General features: G+C 60.3%; 27 protein-coding genes. 13 read left to right on the top strand and 14 right to left on the bottom strand.

Annotated features, from left to right (window positions below; translation table 11 throughout):
- Positions 1-67: 67 nt before the first annotated feature.
- The 4 genes from LGT41_RS04765 to lepA all read left to right on the top strand — a co-directional run bounded on the left by LGT41_RS04765 (position 68) and on the right by lepA (position 5420).
- On the top strand, positions 68-511 hold the full coding sequence (locus LGT41_RS04765) for a low molecular weight protein-tyrosine-phosphatase (protein ID WP_274128945.1): 444 nt from the start codon (positions 68-70) through the stop codon (positions 509-511).
- Positions 508-1845, top strand: a complete 1338-nt coding sequence (locus LGT41_RS04760) for an NAD(P)/FAD-dependent oxidoreductase (RefSeq protein WP_274128944.1) — start codon at positions 508-510, stop codon at positions 1843-1845. Before LGT41_RS04765 ends, LGT41_RS04760 begins: the two co-directional genes overlap by 4 nt.
- A gap of 125 nt (positions 1846-1970) precedes the next feature.
- The gene (locus LGT41_RS04755; protein ID WP_274128943.1) at positions 1971-3578 is read left to right on the top strand and encodes a site-specific DNA-methyltransferase; all 1608 of its coding nucleotides are present in this window, start codon (positions 1971-1973) and stop codon (positions 3576-3578) included.
- Between the two features lie 42 nt (positions 3579-3620).
- Positions 3621-5420 (top strand): translation elongation factor 4, encoded by a 1800-nt coding sequence (lepA, locus tag LGT41_RS04750; protein WP_274128942.1) that lies wholly within the window; start codon positions 3621-3623, stop codon positions 5418-5420.
- A 449-nt stretch (positions 5421-5869) separates the two neighbouring features.
- On the opposite strand, the gene LGT41_RS04745 is transcribed toward lepA, so the two are convergent.
- From LGT41_RS04745 to LGT41_RS04735, 3 genes are all read right to left on the bottom strand, one after another.
- Positions 5870-6358, bottom strand: a complete 489-nt coding sequence (locus LGT41_RS04745; RefSeq protein WP_274128935.1) for a hypothetical protein — start codon at positions 6356-6358, stop codon at positions 5870-5872.
- Positions 6359-6836: 478 nt separating this feature from the next.
- Positions 6837-7040: a dodecin family protein gene (locus LGT41_RS04740; protein WP_274128934.1), complete on the bottom strand. Its 204-nt coding sequence runs from the start codon at positions 7038-7040 to the stop codon at positions 6837-6839.
- 144 nt (positions 7041-7184) lie between these two features.
- Entirely contained in the window at positions 7185-8375 is a 1191-nt protein-coding gene (locus tag LGT41_RS04735) for a lytic murein transglycosylase (protein WP_274128932.1), read from the bottom strand.
- A gap of 172 nt (positions 8376-8547) precedes the next feature.
- Between LGT41_RS04735 and LGT41_RS04730 the strand changes: the two genes are divergently transcribed.
- Positions 8548-8820 carry a hypothetical protein gene (locus LGT41_RS04730; RefSeq protein WP_274128931.1) on the top strand — a complete coding sequence of 91 codons (273 nt, stop codon included), beginning with the start codon at positions 8548-8550 and terminating at the stop codon, positions 8818-8820.
- Positions 8821-8822: 2 nt separating this feature from the next.
- Here the strand turns inward: LGT41_RS04730 and dapB are convergent, their stop codons facing one another.
- Positions 8823-9638: a 4-hydroxy-tetrahydrodipicolinate reductase gene (gene dapB / locus LGT41_RS04725; RefSeq protein ID WP_274128929.1), complete on the bottom strand. Its 816-nt coding sequence runs from the start codon at positions 9636-9638 to the stop codon at positions 8823-8825.
- 97 nt (positions 9639-9735) lie between these two features.
- On the opposite strand from dapB, the gene rbfA reads away from it, so the two are divergent.
- The 6 genes from rbfA to LGT41_RS04695 all read left to right on the top strand — a co-directional run bounded on the left by rbfA (position 9736) and on the right by LGT41_RS04695 (position 16213).
- Positions 9736-10164 (top strand): 30S ribosome-binding factor RbfA, encoded by a 429-nt coding sequence (rbfA, locus tag LGT41_RS04720; RefSeq protein ID WP_274128927.1) that lies wholly within the window; start codon positions 9736-9738, stop codon positions 10162-10164.
- A 3-nt stretch (positions 10165-10167) separates the two neighbouring features.
- Complete coding sequence (gene truB, locus LGT41_RS04715; RefSeq protein WP_274128926.1) at positions 10168-11073, top strand: tRNA pseudouridine(55) synthase TruB; 906 nt, start codon at positions 10168-10170, stop codon at positions 11071-11073.
- Positions 11070-11582, top strand: coding sequence for a DUF1643 domain-containing protein (locus LGT41_RS04710; protein ID WP_274128925.1), 513 nt, complete (start codon positions 11070-11072; stop codon positions 11580-11582). The genes truB and LGT41_RS04710 overlap by 4 nt, the downstream gene beginning before the upstream one ends.
- A gap of 728 nt (positions 11583-12310) precedes the next feature.
- On the top strand, positions 12311-12580 hold the full coding sequence (gene rpsO, locus LGT41_RS04705; protein ID WP_274128924.1) for a 30S ribosomal protein S15: 270 nt from the start codon (positions 12311-12313) through the stop codon (positions 12578-12580).
- A 206-nt stretch (positions 12581-12786) separates the two neighbouring features.
- Positions 12787-14916: a polyribonucleotide nucleotidyltransferase gene (gene pnp, locus LGT41_RS04700; protein ID WP_274128923.1), complete on the top strand. Its 2130-nt coding sequence runs from the start codon at positions 12787-12789 to the stop codon at positions 14914-14916.
- 139 nt (positions 14917-15055) lie between these two features.
- Complete coding sequence (locus LGT41_RS04695; protein WP_274128922.1) at positions 15056-16213, top strand: Fic family protein; 1158 nt, start codon at positions 15056-15058, stop codon at positions 16211-16213.
- An 8-nt stretch (positions 16214-16221) separates the two neighbouring features.
- Here the strand turns inward: LGT41_RS04695 and LGT41_RS04690 are convergent, their stop codons facing one another.
- From LGT41_RS04690 to LGT41_RS04645, 10 genes are all read right to left on the bottom strand, one after another.
- Positions 16222-16656, bottom strand: a complete 435-nt coding sequence (locus tag LGT41_RS04690) for a hypothetical protein (RefSeq protein WP_274128921.1) — start codon at positions 16654-16656, stop codon at positions 16222-16224.
- A gap of 40 nt (positions 16657-16696) precedes the next feature.
- Positions 16697-17485 carry a helix-turn-helix transcriptional regulator gene (locus LGT41_RS04685; RefSeq protein ID WP_274128920.1) on the bottom strand — a complete coding sequence of 263 codons (789 nt, stop codon included), beginning with the start codon at positions 17483-17485 and terminating at the stop codon, positions 16697-16699.
- A gap of 20 nt (positions 17486-17505) precedes the next feature.
- A complete protein-coding gene (locus LGT41_RS04680) occupies positions 17506-17793 on the bottom strand; it encodes a putative quinol monooxygenase (protein ID WP_274128919.1) in 288 nt (95 codons plus the stop codon).
- 12 nt (positions 17794-17805) lie between these two features.
- On the bottom strand, positions 17806-18414 hold the full coding sequence (locus LGT41_RS04675) for a class I SAM-dependent methyltransferase (RefSeq protein WP_274128918.1): 609 nt from the start codon (positions 18412-18414) through the stop codon (positions 17806-17808).
- 73 nt (positions 18415-18487) lie between these two features.
- Positions 18488-19273 (bottom strand): ferredoxin--NADP reductase, encoded by a 786-nt coding sequence (locus LGT41_RS04670; protein ID WP_274128917.1) that lies wholly within the window; start codon positions 19271-19273, stop codon positions 18488-18490.
- A gap of 11 nt (positions 19274-19284) precedes the next feature.
- Complete coding sequence (locus LGT41_RS04665) at positions 19285-19707, bottom strand: DUF934 domain-containing protein (protein ID WP_274128915.1); 423 nt, start codon at positions 19705-19707, stop codon at positions 19285-19287.
- Between the two features lie 10 nt (positions 19708-19717).
- Entirely contained in the window at positions 19718-20446 is a 729-nt protein-coding gene (locus LGT41_RS04660) for a phosphoadenylyl-sulfate reductase (RefSeq protein WP_274128914.1), read from the bottom strand.
- The gene (locus tag LGT41_RS04655; RefSeq protein ID WP_274128913.1) at positions 20436-22103 is read right to left on the bottom strand and encodes a nitrite/sulfite reductase; all 1668 of its coding nucleotides are present in this window, start codon (positions 22101-22103) and stop codon (positions 20436-20438) included. Before LGT41_RS04655 ends, LGT41_RS04660 begins: the two co-directional genes overlap by 11 nt.
- A complete protein-coding gene (locus tag LGT41_RS04650) occupies positions 22096-22404 on the bottom strand; it encodes a DUF2849 domain-containing protein (RefSeq protein ID WP_274128912.1) in 309 nt (102 codons plus the stop codon). The genes LGT41_RS04655 and LGT41_RS04650 overlap by 8 nt, the downstream gene beginning before the upstream one ends.
- Positions 22397-23398 (bottom strand): NAD(P)-dependent oxidoreductase, encoded by a 1002-nt coding sequence (locus tag LGT41_RS04645; protein ID WP_274128911.1) that lies wholly within the window; start codon positions 23396-23398, stop codon positions 22397-22399. Before LGT41_RS04645 ends, LGT41_RS04650 begins: the two co-directional genes overlap by 8 nt.
- A 123-nt stretch (positions 23399-23521) precedes the next feature.
- On the opposite strand from LGT41_RS04645, the gene LGT41_RS04640 reads away from it, so the two are divergent.
- The gene (locus LGT41_RS04640) at positions 23522-24019 is read left to right on the top strand and encodes an Lrp/AsnC family transcriptional regulator (protein WP_274128910.1); all 498 of its coding nucleotides are present in this window, start codon (positions 23522-23524) and stop codon (positions 24017-24019) included.
- Between the two features lie 111 nt (positions 24020-24130).
- Entirely contained in the window at positions 24131-25351 is a 1221-nt protein-coding gene (locus LGT41_RS04635) for a DVUA0089 family protein (RefSeq protein WP_274128909.1), read from the top strand.
- The last annotated feature ends 33 nt before the right edge of the window (positions 25352-25384 follow it).

Here is a 25384-nt window from a genome sequence, read left to right as displayed (position 1 = left end):
GCTTGCGGTTGGGGCGGTGGCCCTCGTAAACTTGTGGGCGAAAGGCCATTTTGGCCTGCGGGGATACATGACCACGTCACTTCTGTTTGTCTGCCTTGGCAATATCTGCCGCTCGCCACTGGCCGAGGGGGTGATGCGCCATATGGCCAGCCCCGATCTGCGTATCGACAGTGCCGGCACCGGCGATTGGCATAGCGGCGATGCACCAGACAGCCGCGCACAGGCTGTGGCGGCGGCGCGCGGCTATGATATTTCCGCCCAACGCGCCCGGCAGGTCAGCGCCGATGATTTTGCGCATTTTGACCTGATCCTTGCGATGGATGCGCGCAATCTGGATGACCTGCGCCAGAACCCGGCCTTTCCGGGCCGTGCGCATGTGGCGCAGTTCTTGCCCTATGCAGGCTTGGCCAGCCCGCTGGATGTGCCCGACCCGTGGTATAGCGGCGATTTTGACGGCACGCTTGATCTGATCGAAACCGCCTGCGCGCGCATAGCGGCGCAACTGCAATGAGCCTGCAGCGCCTTTACCCCACCGCCAGCTACGCGCCCCGGCCCGACCCCGGCAATTTCTGGCAAACCACCGTTACTCTGCCCGAGCCGCCCGCAAGGCCCGATGGGGATTTGCGGGCCGATGTGGCGATTATCGGCGCGGGCCTCACCGGGCTGAACGCCGCCCGCCTGCTGGCAAGGGGCGGGCTTGACGTTGTGGTGCTGGACGCGGCCTGGCCCGGCTGGGGCGCATCCGGCCGCGCGGGCGGGTTTGTGTGCATGGGCGGCTCGAAACTCGACAATGCCACGCTGATCAAACGCTTCGGGCTGACCGAGGCCCGCGCCTTCATCGCCACCCAGACCGGCGCGGTCGACTATGTGCGCGAGGTTTTGAAAACCGAGAAAATTCAGGCCGATGCGCATGGGCATGGCGAATGGTCCTTGGCCCATCGGCCACGCGATGCGGCGGGTTTTGCCGAAGACGCCGCCTTTCTGAAGGCCAGTTTCGGCATTCAGGCCGAGCTGTTCAGCCAGGCGCAACTGGCCGAGCGTGGCCTTACCTCACCCGCCTTTCACGGCGCGCTGCACCACCCTATCGGCTTTGCGCTCAACCCGCTGAAATACACGTTGGGGCTGGCCCGCGCGGCCAGCAAGGCTGGCGTTCGGATTTATGGCAACGCGCCCGTCATGGCGCTTCATGCAGGCGCGCCCAACCGGCTGGTCACACCGGGCGGCAGTATTTCCGCGCGCCATGTGATCATTGCCACCAACGGCTATTCCGCCGACGGGTTGGCGCCCTGGATGGATGGCCGCTATCTGCCCGTGCCGTCGAATATCATCGTCACCCGCGTGATTAGCCCGGCCGAGCAGAAGGCCCAGGGATGGAGCGCAACCGAGCCGGTTTTCGATACCCGCCGCCTGCTGCACTACTTCCGCCTTATGCCCGATGGCCGCATGATGTTCGGGATGCGCGGCGGCACCAACCTGCGCCCGCGTGATATGGCCCGGATGCAGCGCCGCATCCGCCGCGATTTCGAGGCGATCTTCCCGGCCTGGGCGCATGTCGAAACCCCGCATTTCTGGAGCGGGCTGGTCTGCATGAACCGCAGCCTCACCGCCTATTGCGGCCCCGTTCCGGGATACGACCATGTCTGGACCGCCCATGCCTATCAGGGCTCGGGCATCGCAATGGGCAGCTATTGCGGTGCCGCGCTTGCGCAGATCATCCTCGGCCAGAAATCCCCCAAAAGCCTGCCCGCCCCCATGCGCGAACCCCCCGCAAGGTTCCCCTTCCCGGGAATGCGGCGAAGGCTGCTGGGCTTGGCTTATGCTGGGTATGGGTGGAAGGACCGTTAAGCGAAAGCGGTTGCACGCGGAATCCCCAAAAGGTTAGGCTTTGTGCAACCAATTGCTGCTTTGCTTAACCCATGATCGGGGCGCCCATGCCAAACCATTTATATTACGGCGATAACCTTGCGGTTTTGCGCGACAGCATTGCCGATGAAAGCGTCGATCTCATTTATCTGGACCCGCCGTTCAATTCCAATGCCAGCTACAATGTGTTGTTCAAAGGCCCGCAGGGCAATGACAGCACCGCGCAGATTGAGGCGTTTGACGATACCTGGCACTGGAATGACAGCGCGGAAGAGGCGTTTGGCGAGGTTGTCCGCTCCCCCAATGCCGCCGCCGCCACCATGCTGCGCGCCATGCGCAGCTTTCTGGGTGACAATGACATGATGGCCTATCTGGCCATGATGGCGGTGCGCCTGCTGGAACTGCATCGGGTGTTGAAGCCAACCGGCAGCCTGTATTTACACTGCGACCCGACGGCGAGCCATTATCTGAAGATTTTGCTGGATGCGGTTTTTGGGGCAAGATCATTCAAAAATGAAATTGATTGGAAAAGAACTACCACGCACAGCGACAGCAAAACTTGGAGCAATAATGCTGACTGTATACTTTTCTACACTAAAAAGGAGAAAGGTTTCACATGGAACACTCCTCGTGAAGCACATTCCGATGAATATGTAAGAGGCAAGTTTACGGAAGATGATAGTGACGGCCGAGGCGCGTATCAAAAACATGATATGACCAGCCCAAGCCCAAGACCCAACATGATGTATGATTGGCAGGGTTTCCCCTTCCCTGAAAAAGGGTGGCGATTTCAACGCGAAACTATGGAAAAGTTAGATGCAGACGGGCGAATTTGGTATCCGGTTGATAAAGACGGTAACTTAGACACCACTCGGCGACCAAGATTAAAAAAATATCTAAATGAAATGCAGGGTGGAGTAATGGGAGACATTTGGACCGACATATTCCCATTAAACTCACAAGCTAAAGAACGCCTCGGCTACCCCACCCAAAAGCCCGTGGCCCTGCTGGAACGCATCCTTGCGGCCTCGTCCAACCCCGGTGATGTGGTGTTGGACCCGTTTTGCGGCTGTGGCACCACCGTTCATGCCGCCCAGAAGATGGACCGGCAATGGATTGGCATTGATGTCACGCATCTGGCCGTTGGCCTGATCGAAAAGCGCCTGCGCGATGCCTTTCCGAAGGTCGAATTCACCACCCACGGCGTGCCGCAAGATATTTCCGGCGCGCGCGACATGGCCAACCGTGGGCGCAGTGACAAGAACTATTATTTCGAGTTTGAAAAATGGGCGCTGTCGCTGATCAACGCACAGCCCGGCAACCTCTCTAAAAAGGGGGCTGACAAGGGGATAGATGGCAACCTCTATTTCGGCGCGAAAAGCGAGGGCCGGGCCATTGTCTCGGTCAAGGCAGGTGAAAATATCGGCGTTGCCATGATCCGCGATTTGCGCGGCGTGATAGAGCGTGAGGGGGCCGATATCGGCGTATTCCTCACCCTGACCGAGCCGACCAAACCCATGATCACCGAAGCCGCTGGTGCGGGCCAGCTAACGGTTGACGGCCACACCCCCGTGCCGCGCATTCAAATCGTGACCATTGAACAGGCGATGGAATTGCGCGACCGCGCCGTGCGCCTGCCGCCGATGCGCGTTGAAACCCGCAAGAAAGCCGTGCGCGAGGTGGACAAGGGCGCGCAAGGGGCGTTGGATATCTAACACCCGCTTGACCACGCGCCATTTCCTGATCATATGCGGCGCATGACCGAGTTGAAAAAAATCCGCAATTTCTCCATCGTGGCGCATATCGACCACGGTAAATCCACGCTGGCTGACCGGCTGATCCAGTCCACCGGCACGGTGACCGACCGCGATATGAAGGCCCAGTTGCTCGACTCTATGGATATCGAGCGCGAGCGCGGCATCACCATCAAGGCCCAAACCGTGCGGATTGATTACAAGGCCCGCAACGGGGAAATGTATGTCCTCAACCTCATCGACACGCCCGGCCATGTGGATTTCGCCTATGAGGTTTCGCGCTCCATGCGCGCCGTGGAAGGCAGCCTGCTGGTTGTCGACGCCGCCCAGGGGGTAGAGGCGCAGACGCTGGCGAATGTGTATCACGCCATCGATGCGGGCCATGAAATTGTGCCGGTGCTGAACAAGATCGACCTTCCGGCGGCCGAGCCTGCGCGCGTGCGCGAGCAGATCGAGGATGTCATCGGGATCGATGCCTCGGAGGCGCTTGAAATCTCGGCCAAATCCGGGCTTGGCATTGCCGAAGTGCTGGAGGCGATTGTCCACCGCCTGCCCGCGCCCAAGGGCGAGCGCGATGCGCCGCTCAAGGCCATGCTGGTCGATAGCTGGTATGATGCCTATCTTGGCGTTGTCGTGCTGGTGCGCATCATGGACGGGGTCATGCGCAAGGGCGACAAGATCCGCATGATGCAGACCGATGCGCATTACAGCGTGGAGCGGCTTGGCGTGTTCAAACCCGGCATGCTGCCGATGGACGAGCTTGGCCCCGGCGAGCTTGGGTTTTTCACCGGCTCCATCAAACAGGTGCGCGACACGCGCGTGGGCGACACGATCACCACCGAGAAGAAGGGCTGCGCCACCCCGCTGCCCGGCTTCAAACCCGCCCAGCCGGTGGTGTTTTGCGGGCTGTTCCCGGTCGATGCCGCCGATTTTGAAGACCTGCGCGCCGCCATCGAAAAGCTCTCGCTCAACGATGCGAGCTTTTCAACCGAAATGGAAACCTCGGCCGCGCTTGGCTTTGGCTTTCGCTGCGGCTTCCTCGGGCTGTTGCACCTCGAGGTGATCCGCGACCGGCTGGAACGCGAATATGACATGGACCTGATCACAACCGCGCCCAGCGTGATCTACCATATCCATATGAATGATGGCGAGGTGCGCGAAATGCACAACCCCGCCGATATGCCGGAGCTGAACTATATCGACCATATCGAGGAACCGCGCATCAAGGCGACCATTCTGGTGCCCGACGAATATCTGGGCGATGTGCTGAAGCTCTGCCAGGAACGCCGCGGCATCCAGATGGACCTGACTTATGCCGGCGCGCGCGCGATGGTTGTCTATGACCTGCCGCTGGCCGAAGTGGTGTTCGATTTCTACGACCGGCTGAAATCGGTCACCAAGGGCTATGCCAGCTTTGATTACCAGATGATCGGCTATCGCGAAGACCAACTGGTAAAAATGCAGATTCTGGTGAATGACGAGCCGGTCGACGCGCTCTCCACAATGGTGCATCGCGCCCGCGCCGATGCCCGTGGCCGTGGCATGTGCGAAAAGCTGAAAGAGCTGATCCCGCAACACATGTTCAAAATCCCCATCCAGGCGGCGGTCGGCGGGCGCATTATTGCCCGCGAGACGATTTCAGCTTTGAGGAAAGACGTGACGGCGAAATGCTACGGCGGCGACGCGACGCGCAAGCGGAAGTTGTTGGACAAGCAGAAGGCGGGGAAGAAAAGGATGCGTCAGTTCGGGCGTGTGGATATTCCGCAAGAGGCGTTTATTTCGGCTTTGAAGATGGATGAGTGAGTGCGCCACTGATTGCGACGCACTCTTTGGGTTAGTTACCCTTTTTTTCGTCCTGGCTTAGCACCGACGCTGCCAGCTTCTTGATCTCGGTTTGTGAGGGCTTTTTGGCGCCTGACAAAACTTTTGATGCAAGAGTCGAGATCTTGGGTGTGGTCTGCCTCTTAGGCATAACGCATATCCCTATTGTTTGTTCAAACGGTTGTGATAAGGTTTGCCGACCGGTTCACCGCCGATACGGCGTCACCCGGCCGGGCTTTGTTAGGCTATGGCGGCATCTTGTTCACCATCCTTTCGTAAGCTCGATTGGCGAGCCGACCGTTGCCTCGAAGCTATGTGGTCGGTTCAAGTTATGGGCGGTCCAATGTGGCCGCCCAATTCCTAATACACCCGCGCAGATCTCCACGCAATGCAAAAATATGCTCCAGCATGTGATTTCCAATCGATAACCCTCACAGATGGCGTCGCGTATTTTCAATCTCTGCATAGGGAAGTGCATACGTATCAGCGCGGGGGTTCTGCAGCCTACCTGTTTTCACTAGCATTTCCAGTGACTTAGACAGGTTGCTTCCGTAGGAGGCCTTAAAGAAAGCCTTAGCGCCCTTCATTTCATTTAGGATGTCGGAGCGACGAAAGTCCTCTAACCCGCGAGTATGATGTAGAGATGCTGCCGCGGCCATAGTCAAATCAGACCCGCTTTTCGCGCCCATCTTCACGGCAAAATCAGAAGTGGAAAGCTTCGGCCGCGAATCGGATATTTGCGGGGTTTGCGTAGGACCTGACATCGCCGATGTAGGAGGACCGGCCTGCGCTACATCTGGTATATTAAGTTCTGACAACTCACTAATAATGCCCATCAAGCGTTCTTCTGCAAAGCTGGACGGGCCTTCATATTCCACCTCCAGCGCGCCAAGCTTGAGTGACAATCGCAGGTTTTCCATAGCTTCCCCCTTTTCTAGACCTGGGCTAATTCAGCGCCTGAGTAACAATAGTCCATTTATAAGCTATTTGCAATATAACTGCATACCTACCTAAAAACTCGCCTTGCATACCGCATGGAATCCCTCATCTAGATCAAAAAATTAAAAGAAAACAATATGATAATCTATAGAAGGCAGTATGCGGAAGCGAAAGAGGCTGAAGCAGTCGCTAGGCGTTATGATTGTCTATCTGGATTTAAGCCCGGCGGCACCGCCGGGCAGCGCCCGACCCGCCCCCCAGGGCGGGCGCTTCTCGCCCACCCTCGGGCCGGGCGCTGCCCTTGGTTCATCAATCCGGTGTAGGGTGCGCATTTATTGCACACCTTTGACGGCACCACCCGCACAACCGTTCATCAACAACCACACCGCGCATGGTGCGCAATGAATGCGCACCCTACGGGGGCCAATGTGCAATGGGGGTTTGGGAGGGCCGTGGTCCCTAACCTTCCAATACGAACGTGACTTTCATCATCACGCGGTATTCGGTGATCTGGCCGTTGGAAACGATAACCTTCTGGCTTTCCACCCAAGCGCCCTCGACGTTTTTCAACGTCTGCGACGCGCGGGCAATGCCTTGATGCACGGCGTCTTCAAAGCTTTTGGTGGATGAGGCTGAGATTTCGGTAATACGGGCAACTGACATTCTGCTCTCCTTCGGGTTTCAAATGAGCCCGCAGGCTAACATGCGCAGGCGGGCGCACCAAACGGCGCGCGCCACCATCGGCACAATCACGCGTAGGGTGCGCATTCATTGCGCACCATCAACGGCACGGTTCGGGAAACGGTGCTACCTTAACGCCCGCAACAACTCCGGCGTCGGCCAGGCGTCCGCTGGCATACCCAGCCGCCGTTGTTCCTGTTGCACGGCGTCGCGGGTCATCGCGCCCAGCACGCCGTCGACCCCGCCGACATCATGGCCGCGGGCTTCCAGCACGCGTTGCAGGGTGAGCATGTCATCCTCGCTGAGCCCCGCATCGGGGTTGCCCTCATTATAGCGCCCCGCCCCGCCAAGCCGGGTGGCGAGATAGGCGGCAGTCACCGCATAGACAAAGCTTTTGTTCCATTCCCGATATACATCGTAATTCGGATAGGCCAGAAAGCGCGGCCCGTTGCGGCCCTGCGGCAGCAGCAGGCTGGCTTGGGTATTGCCGGGCGCAAGCGCGCCCTGCCGCGCCGAAACGCCAAGCCGCGCAAGCTCGTTCACGCTCATCGTCGTATCGAGCCCCGAACGCTCCCACGGGAAACTCGCCGCCACATCCACCTCTTGCAACCAGGGCGCATTCGGCCGCCAGCCGTGGCTGGCCAGCAGGCGCGCGCCGGTCATGATCGCATCGGGAATGGAGGTTTTCAGGCTCACGCGCCCATCGCCATCGGCATCGACCCCCAGTTCCAGAATATCGGCGGGCAACATCTGCACCATGCCGATTTCCCCCGCCCAGGCCCCGGTTTCATTGACCGACATATCGCCCCGCGCAATCAGCGCAATCGCGCCAAACAGATGCGGGCGGAACAATTCGGGGCGGCGGCAATCATGCGCCAGCGTGGCCAGCGCCGAGACGGTGTTGAAATCGCCCTGCACCGCGCCGTAATCGGTTTCCAGCGCCATGAAGGCCAAAATCACCTCGGGCTGCACGCCGTATTGCTGGCGCGCACGGTCCAGAATGCTGCGATAATCGCGCATGAACTCGGCACCCTTGTTCAGCCGGTAGTTGGAAATCGAGCGCTGCGAGAATTCCAGAAATGTCTGGCGGAACACCCCTTGGCTGCGATCAAAGCGCAGCACACGCTCGTCTTGCCGGGCCGTGTTGACCACCGCGTTGATGGCGGCTTCGGGCAGGTTTTGCGCCCGTGCCTCATTGGCCACGTTTTGCATGAAGGCCGAGAAGCTGCCACCGCATGGGGCCGATTGGGCAAGGGCGGCGGGAGCGAGCATAAAGGACGCGGCCAGGGCTTTGGCAAGGCGAAGAGGATTTGTCATAAAGGCTCCGGTCAAAGTTTGGGGCAGGCTAGCTTAGCCATGCCAGCCGGGCAAGGGCGGCGGCACCACCAGAACAGAATGGCCGATATCTTTTGCAAATTCGGCGAATACGCGCCACTATTGGCCCTGTCGGCGGGGCAGCCTGCCAATGTAGTTAGTAAGAGGTGCCTAAATGGAATGGATTATTGCGCTCATCAGCGGTGCTATTGGCGGCAATCTGGCGGGTGGCGTTCTCAAAAATCTCAGCCTTGGCAATATCGGCAATACGATTGCCGGGCTGGTTGGCGGTGTGGGTGGTATGCAGCTTATGGCCCTGCTTGGGCCGGCGGGTGCCGCCAGCAGCTTTGACATCGGCTCGCTTATTTCACAGGTCGCGGCAGGCGGCGCAGGCGGCGGCCTGGTCATGGCCATCATCGGTCAGCTCAAAAAGACGATGGGCAAATAAGCCTAGCTGCCCAACCCCAATACATCGAGCATATCGTAAGTGCCGGGCTTCTGGTGAAAGGCCCAGATTGCGGCGCGCACCGCGCCGCGCGCAAATAGCTGCCTGTCGGATGCGCTATGGCGCAGCGCAATCCGCTCGCCCGCGCCCGCAAAAATCACCTCATGCTCGCCAATCACATCGCCACCGCGCAGCGCGGCAAAACCAATGTCACCGGGTTTGCGCGCCCCTGTCATGCCATCGCGGCCACGGTCCGATACATCGGCCAGCGCCACACCACGCCCTGCCGCCGCCGCCTCACCCAGCATCAGCGCGGTGCCCGAGGGTGCATCGACCTTGTAGCGGTGGTGCATCTCGATGATCTCGATGTCATAATCCTCATCCAGCGCCGCCGCCACTTTGCGCGTCAGCACGGTGAGCAGGTTCACCCCCAACGAAAAATTTCCCGCCCGCACAATGGGTGCATGGCGCGATGCTGCCTCCAGCCTGGCAATGTCCTCATCTGTCAGCCCCGTTGTGCCGACGATAAACGCCGCGCGCGCCTGGGCGGCCAGCTCGGCATGGGCCACCGTAGCGGCGGGCGCGGTGAATTCCAGCACCGCTTGCGCAGAGGCAAACACATCGAGCGGGTCATCGGCCACGATGATGCCACGCGCCGCGCCGCCCATACATTCGCCCAGGTCGCGGCCAATCCAGGCGTGCCCCGCGCGCTCGGTTACGCCCGATAGAACCACGCGCGGGTTGGCATCGACCGCCGCCACCAGCATCTGGCCCATCCGGCCCGATGCGCCCATTACCGCGGTGCGAATTGGCTCGCTCATCTGCATCTCCTGTTTTATCGCCCAGCAATAGCCGCTGACGGGGCGCTTGCAAAGGGCGCGGCTTGACTCTTTGCCATGTGGGCGCGATGAGAGCGCCATGAGCAAAGCACATTCAAATGCCCCCAAAGGGCCAAGCCAGCGCCAGTTGCGCGTGGGCGAACTTATCCGCCGCGCCTTGGCCGAAATCATTCAGCGCGGCGAGTTGCATGACCCGGAACTGGCCGATGTGCCGATCACCGTGGGCGAGGTGAAGGTTTCGCCCGATCTGCGCGTGGCCACGGTTTATGTCATGCCGCTTGGCGGGCAGAACGTGAAAGAGGTCATCGCCGCACTTGCCCGCAGCCAGGGCGAGTTGCGCCACCTGCTCGGCAAGCAGGTCTTGCTGAAATTCTCGCCCACATTGCGCTTCATGCCCGATGAAACCTTCGCGCGGCTCGACGCCACCCGCCGCCTGCTGGCCGATGAACGTGTGCGCGCCGATGTTGCAAAGCCCGACGCGCCACCCGACACGCCAGAGGAAGAGTAAGCGATGGCGCGGCGCAAAAAGGGGCGCGATGTCTCCGGCTGGATGATCATCGACAAACCGCTCGGCCCAAGCTCGGCGGCTGTGGTGAACAAGGTGAAATGGGCGCTTGGGGCCAACAAGGCCGGCCATGCCGGCACGCTCGACCCCGAAGCCACCGGGTTGTTGGCCATCGCGCTGGGCGAGGCCACCAAAACCGTGCCCTATATCGCCGATGCGCTGAAAGCCTATCGCTTCACCATCCGCCTTGGCCAGGCCACCAATACCGATGATGGCGAGGGCGAGGTGACGGCATCGTCTGACCAGCGCCCGAGTGATGCCGACATCACCGCCGCGCTTTCGCAGTTCACCGGCGACATCATGCAGGTGCCGCCGAAATTCTCTGCCGTGAAAATCGACGGCGCGCGCGCTTATAAGCTGGCCCGCGATGATGAGGCGTTCGAAATCGCCGCCCGCCCGCTGTTTGTTGAAGAACTGACACTGGCAAGCCGCCCCGATGCCGACCATGCCGTGCTGGAAATGATCTGTGGCAAGGGCGGTTATGTGCGCGCCATTGCCCGCGATCTGGGCGAAAAGCTTGGCTGCTTTGCCCATGTCACCGCTTTGCGGCGCATCTGGTCCGGCCCGTTCGACCTTGATGATGCGATCACGCTCGATCAGGTCGAGGCGCTCGCAAAAGACCCTGCGCTCGACACCCACCTGTTGCCACTGGAAACCGCGCTGGCCGATTTGCCCGAACTGGCCGCCACCCCCGAAGGGGCCGCGCGCCTGAAGAACGGCAACCCCGGCATGGTTATCGCCAGCGGTGTCGATTATGGCACCGAATGCTGGGTCAGCCTCGATGGCGCGCCCGTGGCCATTGGCCATTACCATGCCGGCGAGGTGGCACCGGCGCGCGTGTTCAACCTGTGATCACGCGGCTCCATATCAAGGGCGATGCGCCCTCGGTGGCGGTCTATTCCGATTGCGAGGCCTACCGCTACGCCCTCACCCGCACATGGGATGGGGCTGGCCGCCGCGTGCTGTTCATCATGCTCAACCCCTCCACCGCGACCGAGGTGCAGAATGACCCGACGGTGGAACGCTGCGAACGCCGCGCCCGCGCGCTTGGCTATGGTGCGTTCCGCGTATGCAACATCTTCGCCTTTCGCGCCACAAACCCGCGCGACATGCGCGCACAGGCCGACCCGGTGGGCCCCGAAAACGATGCCGCAATTCTCGAAGCTCTCACATGGGCACAAGACACCATCGCCGCATGGGGCAGCCACGGCGAACATCTGGGGCGGGGGAATGCGGTGGCGGCCCTGTTGCGCCACTCAGGCGTGCAGGCCCGCCATCTGGGGCTAACCAAGGGCGGGCAACCGAAACACCCGCTGTATATCGGGTATAAGGTGCAGCCGGTGCTGTGGGGTGAGAGATGAATCTTCCGCCCATATCCTTCCTATAGTTCGCAAAACGGCTTGAGTATCGTGGCTGAATGTATTCAGCAGTCGGAGTCGAAATTATGATATGGATTGGAAGTATTCTTTCCTGGTTTTTGGTCATACCCTCAGGACTCAAGATCGTGTTCGGCTTACTTGTAATCTACGGCGACAACGACCCAGCCTTTTTCACGCACTATTTTGGCAATGCCCCATTGGGACAGCAGCTAGACAAAGCATTTATGATTCTAGCCGCTGGTGTAGTCATAGGCCTCCTAGCAAAAATTGCCAAGAAAGTGAGCCAAGAGGCTGAATCCTGACAGTTTACGCGCGTTGACGTTGTGAATGGTCAACGACTCGCTCCCTCCTTATCCGGGCCAGCGGCGGGCCGTGGTTTGCCGCTCTGCCGGTCGGGCGGATGCGCTTTATGGCACCACCCCGCGTAACCGCCGCGCGATGCGCCGCCCCAACCAAAGCGGCAGACCGCCGGGACGGTCCGCCGCTGGCCCGGCGGCCTTTGGCCTTGATTCCGGGCCGGGAACGCGTTTGCCCCCTGTTTCTGCGGAAACATTGCACTGCCCACCCCCCTTCCCATCCCCCCCAAAACATGTTACGCGCTGCGCGCCGACCTCGCTTGCAGGCGGTGGTTTTGTGTTTTGACCTTGCTGGACGACATCTTGGCAGGGCCGGGCGCTTAACCTTATCACTTACCCAGAAGGGAACATTCGATGTCGATTACTGCCGAAGAAAAAGCACGCCTGATCAAGGAATTTGCAACCAAAGAGGGCGACACCGGGTCGTCCGATGTGCAAATCGCCATTCTGACCAGCCGTATCTCCACGCTCACCGAGCATTTCAAAAGCCACAAGAAGGATAACCATTCCCGCCGTGGTCTGCTGAAAATGGTGGCCCTGCGCCGCAAGCTGCTTGACTATGTCAAAAAGCATGACGAGCCGCGCTACAAATCCCTGCTCGAGCGTCTGAACATTCGCCGCTAAGGCACCCAGCGCGCCCCCGTCACCCCGGGGGCGCGTTTTTCAATTCGGGTGACGCTGCAGCCCCGCCCCATGTTCGCATTGGTGAACCTCTGAAAAGGCCGCAAGATGTCCGCAACGCCCCAAACCCCGGGCCGCGCGTTTGGATGATATGAAACAGGGGTTATTGCGGGTGCTGCCAGGGGGCAGACCCGTTGCAAAGGAAACAGATGTTTAACGTTGTCAAAAAATCAATCGAGTGGGGCCATGACACCCTGACACTCGAAACCGGCAAGATTGCGCGCCAGGCCGATGCCTGCGTGATTGCCACCTATGGCGAAACCTCGGTCATGGCCGCGGTGGTCTATGAAAAGAAACCCAAAGAGGGCTTCGATTTCTTCCCGCTGACCGTGCATTACCAGGAAAAATACTATGCGGCTGGCCGCATTCCCGGTGGCTTTTTCAAGCGCGAAGCGCGCCCCTCGGAAAAAGAAACCCTGACAAGCCGCCTGATCGACCGCCCGATCCGCCCGCTGTTCGTGGATGGGTTCAAGAACGAAACCCAGGTCATCTGCACCGTGCTGAGCCATGATCTGGAAAATGACCCCGACGTTGTGGCGATGATCGCCGCCTCGGCCGCGCTTACCCTGTCGGGCGCGCCTTTCATGGGCCCGATTGCCGCGGCCCGCGTTGGTTTTGTCGATGGCGACTATATCCTCAACCCCTCGGTTGCCGATATGGACAACCTGCGCAACAATCCCGAGCAGCGGCTCGACCTTGTTGTCGCCGGCACCGCCGATGCGGTGATGATGGTTGAATCCGAAGCCTATGAGCTGAGCGAGGACGAGATCCTTGGCGCGGTCGTGTTCGGCCATGAGCAGATGCAGCCCGTGATCGACATGATCATCGGCATGGCCGAAGAAGCGGCGAAAGAGCCGTTCAACTTCCAGGCCCCCGATTCCAGCGCGCTCTACGCCAAGGTTGCCGGTCTGGGCGAAGCTGCCATGCGCGCCGCCTTCGCGATTACCGACAAGCAGGAGCGTCAGGCCGCCATTGCCGCTGCGCGTGCAATGATCACCGAAGGTCTGTCTGAGGATGAAGCCGCCGACAAGGCGCTTGGCGGTTGCTTCAAGAAGCTCGAATCGACCGTGCTGCGTGGCGATGTCATCAAGACCGGCCGCCGCATCGATGGCCGTGACCTGACCACCGTGCGCCCGATTGTGGCTGAAACCGGCCTGCTGCCGCGCGCACATGGCTCGGCTTTGTTCACCCGTGGCGAAACCCAGGGCCTTGTCGTGACCACGCTCGGCACCGGCGATGACGAGCAGATCATCGATGCGCTGCACGGCTCCTCGCGCTCCAACTTCATGCTGCATTACAACTTTCCGCCCTATTCGGTTGGTGAAGCTGGCCGCATGATGGGCCCGGGGCGGCGTGAAATCGGCCACGGCAAGCTGGCCTGGCGCGCGCTTCAGGCGGTTCTGCCTGCGGCAACCGACTTCCCCTATACGCTGCGACTGGTCTCGGAAATCACCGAATCCAACGGCTCCTCCTCTATGGCTTCGGTCTGTGGTGGCTCGCTGTCGATGATGGATGCGGGCGTTCCGCTGAAAGCCCCGGTGGCCGGTATCGCAATGGGTCTTATCCTTGAGGGCGAGGAATTTGCGGTTCTGACCGATATTCTGGGTGACGAAGACCACCTTGGCGATATGGATTTCAAGGTCGCCGGCACTGCCAACGGCATCACCACCATGCAGATGGATATCAAGGTGGCCGGCATCACGCCCGCCATCATGAAACAGGCTTTGGCACAGGCCAAAGACGCCCGCCTGCATATTCTGGGTGAGATGGGCAAGGCGCTGAACGAAACCTCCGAGTTCTCGATCCACGCGCCGCGCATCGAAACCATGCAGGTGCCGACCGATAAAATCCGCGAAGTGATCGGCTCGGGCGGCAAGGTCATCCGCGAAATCGTGGAAGTGTCCGGTGCCAAGGTTGATATCAACGATGACGGTATCATCAAGATCGCCTCGCCGAACGGTGAGTCGATCAAGAAAGCCTATGACATGATCTGGTCGATCGTGGCCGAGCCCGAAGTCGGGCAGATCTACACCGGCAAGGTTGTAAAGCTGATGGATTTCGGCGCGTTTGTGAACTTCTTCGGCAAACGCGACGGTCTGGTACATGTGTCCCAGATTTCCGCCGAACGCGTAAACCACCCCAAAGACCTTCTGCAGGAAGGCCAGGAGGTGAAGGTGAAACTCGTCGGCTTTGACGACCGCGGCAAGGTGCGCCTGTCGATGAAAGTCGTCAATCAGGAAACCGGCGAAGAGCTGGCCGAGAAGTCCGGCGACGAGTAAGTCGGGCGGTTGGAATGAAGAAAGGCCCCGGAGCAATCCGGGGCCTTTTTTGCTTGCGCCGCGAGTTTTGTGTATTGAATTTTTGTCTGAACCATAATCAAGCTTGATTCTGATTAGGAAATGGCACACAAACTTCTTTATGGATGAAAAAGTTGAAATTCTTGTGCACAACACAAAATACGATGCGTCGGAGGCTGTCACCTACCATACAGGCGCGTTTCCGCCTCCGAGAATTGACCTCAATGCGCTTATAAACCCACTTTCGCAAACACTGATCGCCCTTACACGCTATGATACGCTACTAAGCACACTTCCAAATAGTGAATTGTTGCTTGCCCCGCTACGCGCGCGTGATGCTGTGATCTCCTCCCGTATGGAAGGCACGATTTCTACATTAGAGGAGGTTCTTCGGCTTGAAGCTGATGCAGACCCCGACCAGCCTCACGGCACTGGGCGCAATGAGGCTCTGGAGGTGGCGCTATACGCTCGTGCATTGCGCCAGGCAGAAAGGCGGCTGTCAGAAGGCTATCCACTTTCTGAACATCTGATAAGATCAGCCCATCGCACCTTGCTCAGCTTTGGCCGCGGCGCGATGAAGCGTCCAGGTGAATACAAAGTTGAACAGAATTACATCGGCGACCATCGACAGCGGAAAATCCAATTCATTCCAATTGCACCGCATCAGCTACCGCCAGCGATGGAGGCGCTTATTGCCTATATCGGAAATGAAACCATCCAACCGCTGCTGCGCACAGCAATCGCGCATATCGAATTCGAGGCCTTGCACCCTTTTGAAGATGGCAATGGGCGCATTGGACGTATGCTGATTACGTTGATGCTGTGGAAAACTGGTATTCTGAGCGCACCGCGTTTCTTCGTCAGCGATTTCTTCGAACGCCACAAAGATGAATACATCGAACGTATGCGCGCTGTATCCGACAACGATGATTGGAGCGGCTGGATTGCTTTCTTCCTGGAGGCCATCCAATCTCAAGCCCAGGAAAACATCGCGATTGTTGGGCGGATTCACCGCCTGTATGACGACATGCGCGAACGTTTCAGAGACACTCTACGCTCAAAATGGTCTGTCGATGCGTTGAACTACATCTTTGCAAACCCGATCTTCCGCAACAGCCGGTTTACGCGCGAGGCAGGCATCCCGAAGCAGTCAGCAAACACGTTCACCAACCGGCTGGTAGAAGACGGCGTGTTGCGAATACTTGTTCCGCCTGCTGGGCGTGCATCAGGCCTATATGCGTTCTCCGAACTGCTGCAGCTGGTTCAGGAGCCGAGCTAACCAACCCCCTACTTCTTCGTGCCCGGAGTCGATTTCACCTTCACCTTGCCGCTTGCTTTCTCCAGCTTCAGCCAGGCCATGTCGCTTGTGAATTTCATTTCCTGCAAGGGAAAGTCGATCTTGCTGCCCTTGGCCGCGCCGACAATCGCATCGGCGATGAAGGCGATCATCTTCTTGCCTTCGGGGCTGGTTTTGCCGCCATCGGTAAAGCCGCCGGGCAGGGTTTTGGTGGCGAAGAAATGCTTGTTGCCGCGCGTCACCTCCTGCTGCACCTGTTTCCAGTGGCCCTCCAGCCCTTTTTCGGTTTTGAACAGGTCCGATACGCGCTTGGTTGTCAGCCCGCGCACCCATTTGGCCGCATCGGCCACCGGGTCGCCCAGATTGTGGCGATCGGCTTCTTTTGCATCGCCTTTTGCGGCGCGGATTTCCGGAGTTTTGGCCATAATATCACCTTCAAGATAAATTTCTGATGACAGGCTAAAATCAGCTTTGCGTTGCGTCAACAGCTAGGTTCAGGCCGCGCATTATACCCGCGCGGTAGTCGCGCGGCGATACTTGCGCAAAGTCACGAAAGGCCGCCCCAAAGGCCGATTGCGAGGCATAGCCAACCGCAAAACCCACCTGTGTGATTTGCATCTGCGCATCGGCCAGCAGTTCGGCGGCGCGGATCATGCGCAAACGGCGCAAAACCTGCTGCCAGCTCATCCCGCATTCCGCCTGAAACCGCCGCGCCAATGTGCGCGGGGTGCAGTGAACCGCGCGCGCGATCTGTGCAAATTCAGGCCGCGCGCCAAGCTGTTCGCGGCTATGGGCAATGGCGCTGCGCACGGCCGCCGATTGCCCGACCGGCACCCATGAATTGCAATCCTTGGCCGCCAATTCGCGCGTAACCAGCGCCAAAGTGGTGAAAAACTGCCGTGCATAATCATCAAGCGCGCCGGATTCCGGCCCCCAGCGACGGCACTCCAAAATCATTTCCCGCGCCAGCGGGGTAATGTCGAATACCTTGCAGGGCATCGCCGGGGCGGCAATAAACCCGGGCGCGTAAAGCAGCGAACAACAGGTGATTGGCCGCGCGTTGCACACGGCAATTTCCACGCCCGCCTGCAGCCACGCTGCCCGCAGCGGAGGCAGGGTCCACACCCGGCCATCCACTTCCAGATCAATGCTGCCTGCCGCGCTGTAAAGCAGATAGTGCCGGTCAAACCGCACCAGTTTGCACGGTTCAGGCGCAAAGATTTTGTAAAAGCAAAAGGCGTCTGGCGCGATCATGGTGCAAGTATCGCCCGAAACTAGGCGGGCGCAACGTATTCCTCGAACAGGCGGCTGCGCGGCACCTGCGTGGCCAGCGGTTTGACCGTGGCAATCAGTGTCGCAAAAGCCGGGCTGTTGCGATAGGCGGCAAAGGCTTGGTGCGAGCGCCATTCATGCAGAACAACCACACCGCCATCGATGGGGAAGGCGTGGAAGGATAGGTTGCCCTCCATCGCAACAATTTCTTCGCGCATGGCGGCAAAGCTGGCCAGGGCTTTTTGGGTATCGTCGGGGCCAAGGGAAACTTCGATCAGGGCAAGGGGCATGGGTTTTCCTATTCAGTTTGCACAATATCCGTGGCTGACCCGGCTGGGCACGCCCGATGGGAAAGGGTAGCCCCGGGTTGTCCCAAAACCGGCACGCGCCAAAAGGCCGCGCATCTCGGCGGGTTCAAAGCAGCGGTGACGCCAGCGCAAAAAGACAATCAACGAACACCAATGCGGCTTGCTGACCGCCAGCAGCAATGTGCCACCGGGGGCCAGCATGGCGCGCAACTGTGCCAGGGTGGCCACAGGGTCGGCACAATGCTCGACCACATGGGCGCAAAGTATCAGATCATAGCAAGCGGCGGGCTCATGGCTGGCAATATCTGTTGCAAAACAGCGCAGCGGCGCGCGGGCGCCGACCATTTCGCTTGCATGGGCAAGCATTCTGGCCGACGGGTCCAGCAGATCGAGCTGCGCGAAGCTCAGGCCGAAATCCAGTGCTGCGCCTGCAAATGTGCCGCACCCCGTGTCGGCATCCAGCGCAACAAGCGGGCGCGCCGGCAGTGCCACTTGCCCCAGCATGTGCCGATAGGCAGGGCCAAAGCCAAAGCGGTCCATTTTGGCCTGCCAGCGGTTGGCAGCGCGGTCATAGCGGCGGGAAAGATGTGAAATATCGCTCATACCGCAAGCATAGCGCGCGGCACTGGTTGTGTATCACGCCAATCGGCCAGATACCGGCTGCAAACGGCCAATCCTACCCGACAAACGCCTTTTCCACCACAAAACCACCGGGGGCGGAGTTTGCGCCTTCAACTAAGCCTGCCGCTTCGCAAATCGCCTTCATCTCCTGGTTCAGCGCGAGCGAGCCGCAGATCATCACGCGGTCATCCGCGCCCAAATCGGGCAGGCCCAGCGCTGATTTGCGCAGCAGATCGGTAATCCGCCCCATGCGGGGCGAGGCTTCGCGCGTGGTCGTGGGAATGTAGCGCAGCTTGGCCGAAGCCTCTTCGCCCACCAGCGGGTCTTCGGCCAAACCACCCACCAGCGTGCGGCCATAGGCCAGATCGGCGACATCGCGGCAGGTATGGGTGAGGATCACCTCGTCGTAGCGGGCATAAATGTCGGGGTCGCGCACGAGGCTGGCAAAGGGGGCGATGCCGGTGCCGGTGGCCACCAGAAACAGCCGCTTGCCGGGCAACAGCGCATCCAGCACCAGCGTGCCCACGGGTTTGGGGCGCAGAATAACCTGATCGCCCACCGCGATATGCTGCAGGCGGCTGGTCAGCGGGCCATCGGGCACCTTGATCGAGTAGAATTCCAGCGTCTCGTCCCAGCTTGGCGAGGCGATGGAATAGGCGCGCAACAGCGCACGGCCGGTCTCGCCCATCAGCCCGATCATCACAAATTCGCCCGAGCGGAAGCGCAAGCTGGCGGGGCGGCTCAGCCGAAAGGAGAACAGACGGTCGGTCCAGTGCTTCACTTCGGTCACGGTCTGGGCGTCGGGCAGCACCGGTGTGCTGACAGCAGTCATCTCATTCATGGAAAATCTTTCTAAACGGCGGCGCGCAGCCGGTCTTGATAGGTTGGACGGTCCCAATCGGTGCGGGCCATCCATTGCGCTTGCGGCTGACGGCGGGCCAGCAATGCGTCGATCTCGACCTCGTCAAAGCCCGAGCGGCGCGCGTGGAAATACTGATCGGAAATCACATGGCCAGCCGCGCGCAGCCGCCCGGTAAAACCAAGCATCCGCAAGCGCCGCGCCAATGAGAAGCCGCGCCCGTCGGCAAAGCTGGGAAAGGGGATGCGGATGGCCGAAATCCACGGAAACAGCGGCACCAGCACCATCGGGTCGATCGTGTTGGCAATCTCAACCGCCAGCGGGCTTTCCACCCCGGCTTGCAGCACATCGAGGCTGACAAATTCACCAAAATCATCTTCGGCAAACCCGTCATCGCGTATAATCACTTTGTTCATTCTGCCCTCCTCAGGCGGCTGTCCGCACCCATTTGCCATCCACAAAGTGGATGCCGCATTCTTCTTTATCCTGCCCGCGCCAGCGCCCGGCGCGCGCATCTTCACCCGCACCCACAGCGCTTGTGCAGGGCGCACAGCCGATGGATGGATAGCCGCGCGCCACAAGCGGGTGGCGGGGCAGGTCATGCGCTTCAAAATAAGCGGCGATATCCGCCGCCGACCAATAGGCCAGCGGGTTGATCTTGATGCGGCCATGCGCTTCGTCGGCCTCGAAAAGCTCCAGCGCCGCGCGCGTGCCGGCCTGATGGCGTTTGCGCCCTGAAATCCAGCCATCAAACCCGGCAAGCGCGCGGTCCAGAACCTGCGTTTTGCGAAAATCGCAGCAGGCATCGGTATTGCTTTGGTGCAGATTGCCCCACGGGTCTGTCCGGCGCAGGGTCAGCTCGTCTGCCGTGACGCGGCGCACATCGCGCAGACCAAAGCGGCTGGCCAGATCGGCCTGATAATCCAGCGTTTCGGCAAACAGCATCTGCGTATCGATGAAAATCACCGGCGCTGCGGGCTGCACCTGTGCCAGCAGATGCAGCAGCACGGCACTTTCCGCCCCAAAGGACGACACCATCGCCACCTGCCCGACAAGGCCACGGTTCAGCACCTGGTCAAGCAGGCCCGTGGCGTCATCCGCCCAGGTGGTCGCGTTCAGCCGCGCCACGGTCTGTGCCAAATCCTTACGCTGCATCGCGGGCCTCGTCGGGGTAAAGCGCCGCCTTGAACGGGGCCGCGCCAAGGCGGCGATAGGCCTCGATGAAGCTTTCATCGGCACCCTCGCGAATGTCCAGATAGGCGTCGAGCAGGCGTTCAAGCGCGGGCACAAGCGCATCATATCCAAAGCCCGGCCCGGCGCGTTCGCCCACCGCCATATCGCGCCCGGCATCGCCGCCAAGCGTAATCTGGTAGTTTTCAACCCCGGCGCGATCCAGCCCCAGAATGCCGATATGGCCAACATGGTGGTGCCCGCAGGCATTGATGCAGCCGGAGATTTTGATCTTGATCGGCCCGATCTCGCGCTCCAGCCGCAATTCGTCAAACCGCGTGGCAATGGCTTGCGCCACGGGAATGGAGCGCGCGGTGGCCAGCGCGCAATAATCCATGCCGGGGCAGGCGATGATATCCGAGATCAGCCCGATATTCGCCGTCGCCAGCCCCGCCGCCTTCAGCCGCGCATGAACAGCCGGAATATCGCTGCGGCGGATATGCGGCAAAATCACGTTCTGCTCGTGGCTGATGCGCAGCTCGTCATGGCCAAACTCCTCGGCCAGATCGGCCAGCAGGCGCATCTGGTCTGCCGTGGCATCGCCCGGCGTCTGGCCAACCGCCTTCAGCGATACGGTGACAATGCCGTAGGCGGGGTTTTTATGCGCGGCGACATTGGTATCGACAAAGGCGCGCAAAACAGGGTCGCTTTCCAGCGCCGCTTCCAGCACCTGGCTGCGGGTATTGTTGAACACGGGCGGTGCGAAACTCGCCTCGATATCCGCCAAAAGCTGCGCATTCACGCCGGTAAACTGTGCCTTTTGCACCACAAACGCCGCCTCGATGCGGTCGCGCAGCTCGTCCAGGCCGGTCTCATGCACCAGAATTTTCAGCCGTGCCTTGTATTTGTTATCGCGCCGGCCCGACAGGTTATAAACCTGCAAGATCGCCTCCAGATAGGGCAGCAAATCGGCTTTTGGCACAAAGTCGCGCACGGTTTTGCCAACCATCGGTGTGCGCCCAAGCCCACCGCCGATCACAACTTCATAGCCCGCCGCGCCCACTTCATTGCGGCGCAGATAAAGGCCGATATCGTGCGAGCGCACGACCGCGCGGTCAACATCAGCCCCCGAAACCGCAATCTTGAACTTGCGCGGCAGGAACTGAAATTCGGGATGGTCGGTCGACCATTGGCGCAAAAGCTCGGCGGTCGGGCGCGGGTCTTCAACCTCATCGGCGGCCGCACCGGCGAAATGGTCGGCGGTCACGTTGCGGATGCAGTTGCCGCTGGTCTGGATGGCGTGCATCTCCACATTGGCCAGCGCGTCGAGAATATCGGGCACATCGCGCAGTTTCGGCCAGTTGAACTGGATGTTCTGGCGCGTGGTGAAATGCCCATAGCCGCGGTCCCACCGCTCGGCGATATAGGCAAGCTGGCGCATCTGCCGCCCGTTGAGCGTGCCGTAAGGGATGGCCACGCGCAGCATATAGGCGTGCAATTGCAGGTATAAGCCGTTCATCAGCCGCAGCGGGCGGAACTCGTCTTCGCTGAGCGCGCCATCAATACGGCGCTGCACCTGCCCGCGAAACTGGTCCACGCGGGCGCGCACAAAATCATGGTCGAAATCGGTATAGCTATACATTTTGTGCGGTTTCCTGCTTGCCGTGGAAATAGTTTGACGGGCCGCGCATCCGCAAAGCCTCGCGGGTATGGGTGGCAACGGGGCGGCCTGCTTCAAGCGAGACATCGGCCAGATAGGGGCCAACCACCTTGCCGGGCTGCGCAGTTGCCGCCGCCAAAGCGCGCGCGGCATCTTCGGGTGTTTCCAGCACAAGCGCTTGGCTGGCATCCAGCGCCCATGTTCCGGCTGCGGTCAGCCAGACGGCATCGCCGTCCATCAGGTCATTTGCGGTCACAACTTGGGGGGAAAACGGCTTAGCCATGGCGGCGCACCTCGTGAATTTCGGCAGAAAAACCGGGTTGGGTTGGGGCACCGACGCTGGGCAATACGCTATGCGACAGCCCGGCATTGCGCAGCCGCGCCACCTCCAGCGGATGCGGTGCATCGCCCGCCACAAGCCGCGCCACCTGCGCACCGCCTGCCGCCAGCGCCACCAGATCGGCCTTGTCATGCAGCACCGCCACCAGCTGCGCCTCGCGCCGGGCAAGTTCCAGAATTTCGGGGGCAACGCCCGCATCATGCACAACAATGTCGGCACCATGCAGCTTGCGCTGGGCGCGCAAGGTCAGCAAATCGGGCGCGGATGTCGGAATGAAATCCACATGCGCGGCCGGGGCGACCTCGCGCGCAACCTCGCGCAGAAGCGTGCCAAGCTGGCGCTGTGCGGCCGCTGTGCCGCCCGCTGCCAGCGCGGCATCGCCCGCACCGCCGTAAAACCGTGCCCAGAAGTCGCGCCGCGCCCGGCCCGGGGCCAGCACCTGCGCCGCGGCCCGAAACCCCTGCCCGAGCCGCGCCAGACGGCCCAGAGTTTCCGGCAGGCGCTGTTCCAGATCGGCCTTGATCTGCCGCGCCAGAACCGGCGCCGCGCCTTCGGTGCCGATCGCCACGACCACCGGGTCACGGTCGACAATCGCCGGGGTTATGAACGCGCTTGCCTCAAGGTTATCGACCACGTTCAGCAGCACGCCCGCGCCGTGCGCCAGGGCGGCAAATGCCGCATCGGCTTCATCGTCGTCATAGGCGGCATAACCCAGCGCGGCTTTTGCAAAATCAGCCAGAAGCGGCGCGCGGTCCTGCAGGGTGATCTGCCCCGCCCCGGCCAGCGCAACGACACCCTCTACCGCATTGTGGCCAAACACCACGATCTGCGCTTCGGTCTTGACCAGCAGGCGCAGCTTGGCCAGCGCGCATTCGCCAGCGCCGCCGACAATCACGCGGCGGGCGCGCAAATCTAGGAATATCGGAAAATGACGCATCTCGGCCTCGCTTGTGTATTTGACTTGCCTGCATTAGAACATTTTTCTAAATCAAGCGGTATATCCCGCGTTCAATAAGAACTTTGTCCCCATATACCGCCCCTGAAAGAACGGAACCGTCAAATGAGCCCAAGCCCCGCAACCAAAGTCCAACTCGATGCGATTGACCGGAAAATTCTTTTGGCCCTGCAAGAGGATGCAACCCTGCCGCTGGAGGAAATTGCCAGGCGCGCAGGCTCGTCCAAAACCCCGGTCTGGAACCGGATTCGCAAGCTGAGGGCGGCGGGGGTCATCCGCCAGCATACCGCAATCCTCGATCCGCAATCGCTGGGGCTGGAAAGCTGCTTCTTCGTGCTTGTGCGCACTTCCGAGCATGATGCCAACTGGCAGAACCGCTTTTTACAGGTGCTGCAACGCCGCCCCGAAGTGCTGGAGGCCCACCGCCTTGCCGGCGATATCGACTATATTCTGAAGGTGATGGTCAGGAATGCCCGCGCCTATGACGATTTCTATCAGGCGCTGATTGCCGAGGTGAAAATCTTCAATGTCACCGCGCTGCTGTCCATGCAGGAAATCAAGAACACCACGCAACTGCCCATGCCCGATGATGGCGGGCGCTAGAATCCGGAATAAATGCGGCTCAGGCTGGATCGGGCTTGCGTTTAACGGCAACTGGCTGTCAAATTCGTGGTCAAGGCAATTGCCTTATTGAATAGCTCGGAGGACATTTTAATGAAAAAGCTAAATCTTCTTGCCGTCGGGGCGGTGGCATTCCTGTTGCCGGTTGCAGGCTTTGCACAGGGTGTTTGCGGCGTTGCCAGCGCCAATATTGTTGGGGGCGGCTTGTCGAATGTCGACCTGTCCACCGCGTCTGACCCCACACAGACAATGGCCATGCTGTCGGGCACCGGCCCGGTCTTCTATCAGTTTGATGTTTCCACCCCGACCGAAATTCGCGTCGAAGCCTCGGATTCCGATGGCGCCGATCCGGTTGTCGTGCTGCTCAATGCCACCGGCGTTGAAATTGCCGGCGATGATGATGGCGGCGGCGGGCGTTCGGCGCGGGTTGAAACCTTCGTGCAGCCCGGCACCTATTGTGCGCAGGTCAATGCCTATGGCAGCCAGGCCGGCACCAGCCTGTTGCAGTTCAGCCGAATCGACCAGCCCGCGCTGACCCCGGGCGTTGATTTTGGCACCGAAGACACGGGGGCCTGCACCGCCGACACCCCTGCCGAACCACTGACAGCGGGCAGCCTGAACGCGGCGCTGGCCAATGGCGGCAATGTTTCGCTGACCCGGACAGGCTCGCCAACCTATCATCGCTTCACGCTGGATATGCCCACCGCGCTTACGCTTACCGCGGTCAACCCCGATGCCGACCCGGTTTTGCGGCTCTATGACAATGCCGGTGTGCTGATCGTTGAAAACGATGATGCCAATAACAGCCTGAATTCGCAGATCGACCAGCAAGACCCGCTGGCCGCAGGCACCTATTGCCTGGCTGTTTCGGCGCTGAGCGATGCCAATGCCCCGATCACGGTATCGGTTATGGGCTTTGATCCCGTCGCCTTCCTGAACGGCCGTTATGACCGTGCCGAAGCCGCCCCGCCGCTTGGTGGCGACTATCCGGTGCAAGAGCTTGGTGCGCTGTCCACTTCGCTGTCATCCGACATTTTCGTTGGCACGAAAGCGATCTGGTTCACCTTCACCATGCCCGAAGCCTCGCTGGTTGTGCTGGAAGCCATTGGCAACGGTCAGGTCGACCCGGTTGTGACCCTGTTCAACGAACGCGGCACCCAGATCGGCTATAACGATGATGGCCCGTCGAGCTATGACAGCCAGCTTGCGCTGGAACTGCAGGCCGGGCGCTACCTTGTTGCCATCACCCAGTATAATGCCGAAGGTTCCGGCGTTGTGCGTGCCTTCCTGCAACGCTATGTGCGCGCGCAGTAAACCGCCAGAACGGGCCTGAAAACGTAAAAACCC

Source organism: Abyssibius alkaniclasticus (genome assembly GCF_020447305.1).
Lineage (GTDB): Bacteria > Pseudomonadota > Alphaproteobacteria > Rhodobacterales > Rhodobacteraceae > Abyssibius > Abyssibius alkaniclasticus.
The sequence above is the reverse complement of the archived record's forward strand: the minus strand, read 5'-3'. Positions and strand labels throughout refer to the sequence as shown.

Excerpts from the sequence above, each read along its gene's own strand:
- LGT41_RS04760 (WP_274128944.1), top strand. The coding sequence starts at position 508 with ATGAGCCTGCAGCGCCTTTACCCCACCGCCAGCTACGCGCCCCGGCCC.
- LGT41_RS04650 (WP_274128912.1), bottom strand. The coding sequence starts at position 22,404 with ATGGCTAAGCCGTTTTCCCCCCAAGTTGTGACCGCAAATGACCTGATG.
- LGT41_RS04635 (WP_274128909.1), top strand. The coding sequence starts at position 24,131 with ATGAAAAAGCTAAATCTTCTTGCCGTCGGGGCGGTGGCATTCCTGTTG.
- LGT41_RS04665 (WP_274128915.1), bottom strand. The coding sequence starts at position 19,707 with ATGAACAAAGTGATTATACGCGATGACGGGTTTGCCGAAGATGATTTT.
- LGT41_RS04695 (WP_274128922.1), top strand. The coding sequence starts at position 15,056 with ATGGATGAAAAAGTTGAAATTCTTGTGCACAACACAAAATACGATGCG.
- LGT41_RS04675 (WP_274128918.1), bottom strand. The coding sequence starts at position 18,414 with ATGAGCGATATTTCACATCTTTCCCGCCGCTATGACCGCGCTGCCAAC.
- LGT41_RS04685 (WP_274128920.1), bottom strand. The coding sequence starts at position 17,485 with ATGATCGCGCCAGACGCCTTTTGCTTTTACAAAATCTTTGCGCCTGAA.
- dapB (WP_274128929.1), bottom strand. The coding sequence starts at position 9,638 with ATGAGCGAGCCAATTCGCACCGCGGTAATGGGCGCATCGGGCCGGATG.
- LGT41_RS04765 (WP_274128945.1), top strand. The coding sequence starts at position 68 with ATGACCACGTCACTTCTGTTTGTCTGCCTTGGCAATATCTGCCGCTCG.
- LGT41_RS04660 (WP_274128914.1), bottom strand. The coding sequence starts at position 20,446 with ATGCAGCGTAAGGATTTGGCACAGACCGTGGCGCGGCTGAACGCGACC.
- LGT41_RS04680 (WP_274128919.1), bottom strand. The coding sequence starts at position 17,793 with ATGCCCCTTGCCCTGATCGAAGTTTCCCTTGGCCCCGACGATACCCAA.
- LGT41_RS04735 (WP_274128932.1), bottom strand. The coding sequence starts at position 8,375 with ATGACAAATCCTCTTCGCCTTGCCAAAGCCCTGGCCGCGTCCTTTATG.
- LGT41_RS04740 (WP_274128934.1), bottom strand. The coding sequence starts at position 7,040 with ATGTCAGTTGCCCGTATTACCGAAATCTCAGCCTCATCCACCAAAAGC.
- truB (WP_274128926.1), top strand. The coding sequence starts at position 10,168 with ATGGCGCGGCGCAAAAAGGGGCGCGATGTCTCCGGCTGGATGATCATC.
- LGT41_RS04745 (WP_274128935.1), bottom strand. The coding sequence starts at position 6,358 with ATGGAAAACCTGCGATTGTCACTCAAGCTTGGCGCGCTGGAGGTGGAA.
- LGT41_RS04655 (WP_274128913.1), bottom strand. The coding sequence starts at position 22,103 with ATGTATAGCTATACCGATTTCGACCATGATTTTGTGCGCGCCCGCGTG.
- lepA (WP_274128942.1), top strand. The coding sequence starts at position 3,621 with ATGACCGAGTTGAAAAAAATCCGCAATTTCTCCATCGTGGCGCATATC.
- LGT41_RS04670 (WP_274128917.1), bottom strand. The coding sequence starts at position 19,273 with ATGAATGAGATGACTGCTGTCAGCACACCGGTGCTGCCCGACGCCCAG.
- LGT41_RS04640 (WP_274128910.1), top strand. The coding sequence starts at position 23,522 with ATGAGCCCAAGCCCCGCAACCAAAGTCCAACTCGATGCGATTGACCGG.
- LGT41_RS04645 (WP_274128911.1), bottom strand. The coding sequence starts at position 23,398 with ATGCGTCATTTTCCGATATTCCTAGATTTGCGCGCCCGCCGCGTGATT.
- pnp (WP_274128923.1), top strand. The coding sequence starts at position 12,787 with ATGTTTAACGTTGTCAAAAAATCAATCGAGTGGGGCCATGACACCCTG.
- rbfA (WP_274128927.1), top strand. The coding sequence starts at position 9,736 with ATGAGCAAAGCACATTCAAATGCCCCCAAAGGGCCAAGCCAGCGCCAG.
- rpsO (WP_274128924.1), top strand. The coding sequence starts at position 12,311 with ATGTCGATTACTGCCGAAGAAAAAGCACGCCTGATCAAGGAATTTGCA.
- LGT41_RS04730 (WP_274128931.1), top strand. The coding sequence starts at position 8,548 with ATGGAATGGATTATTGCGCTCATCAGCGGTGCTATTGGCGGCAATCTG.
- LGT41_RS04690 (WP_274128921.1), bottom strand. The coding sequence starts at position 16,656 with ATGGCCAAAACTCCGGAAATCCGCGCCGCAAAAGGCGATGCAAAAGAA.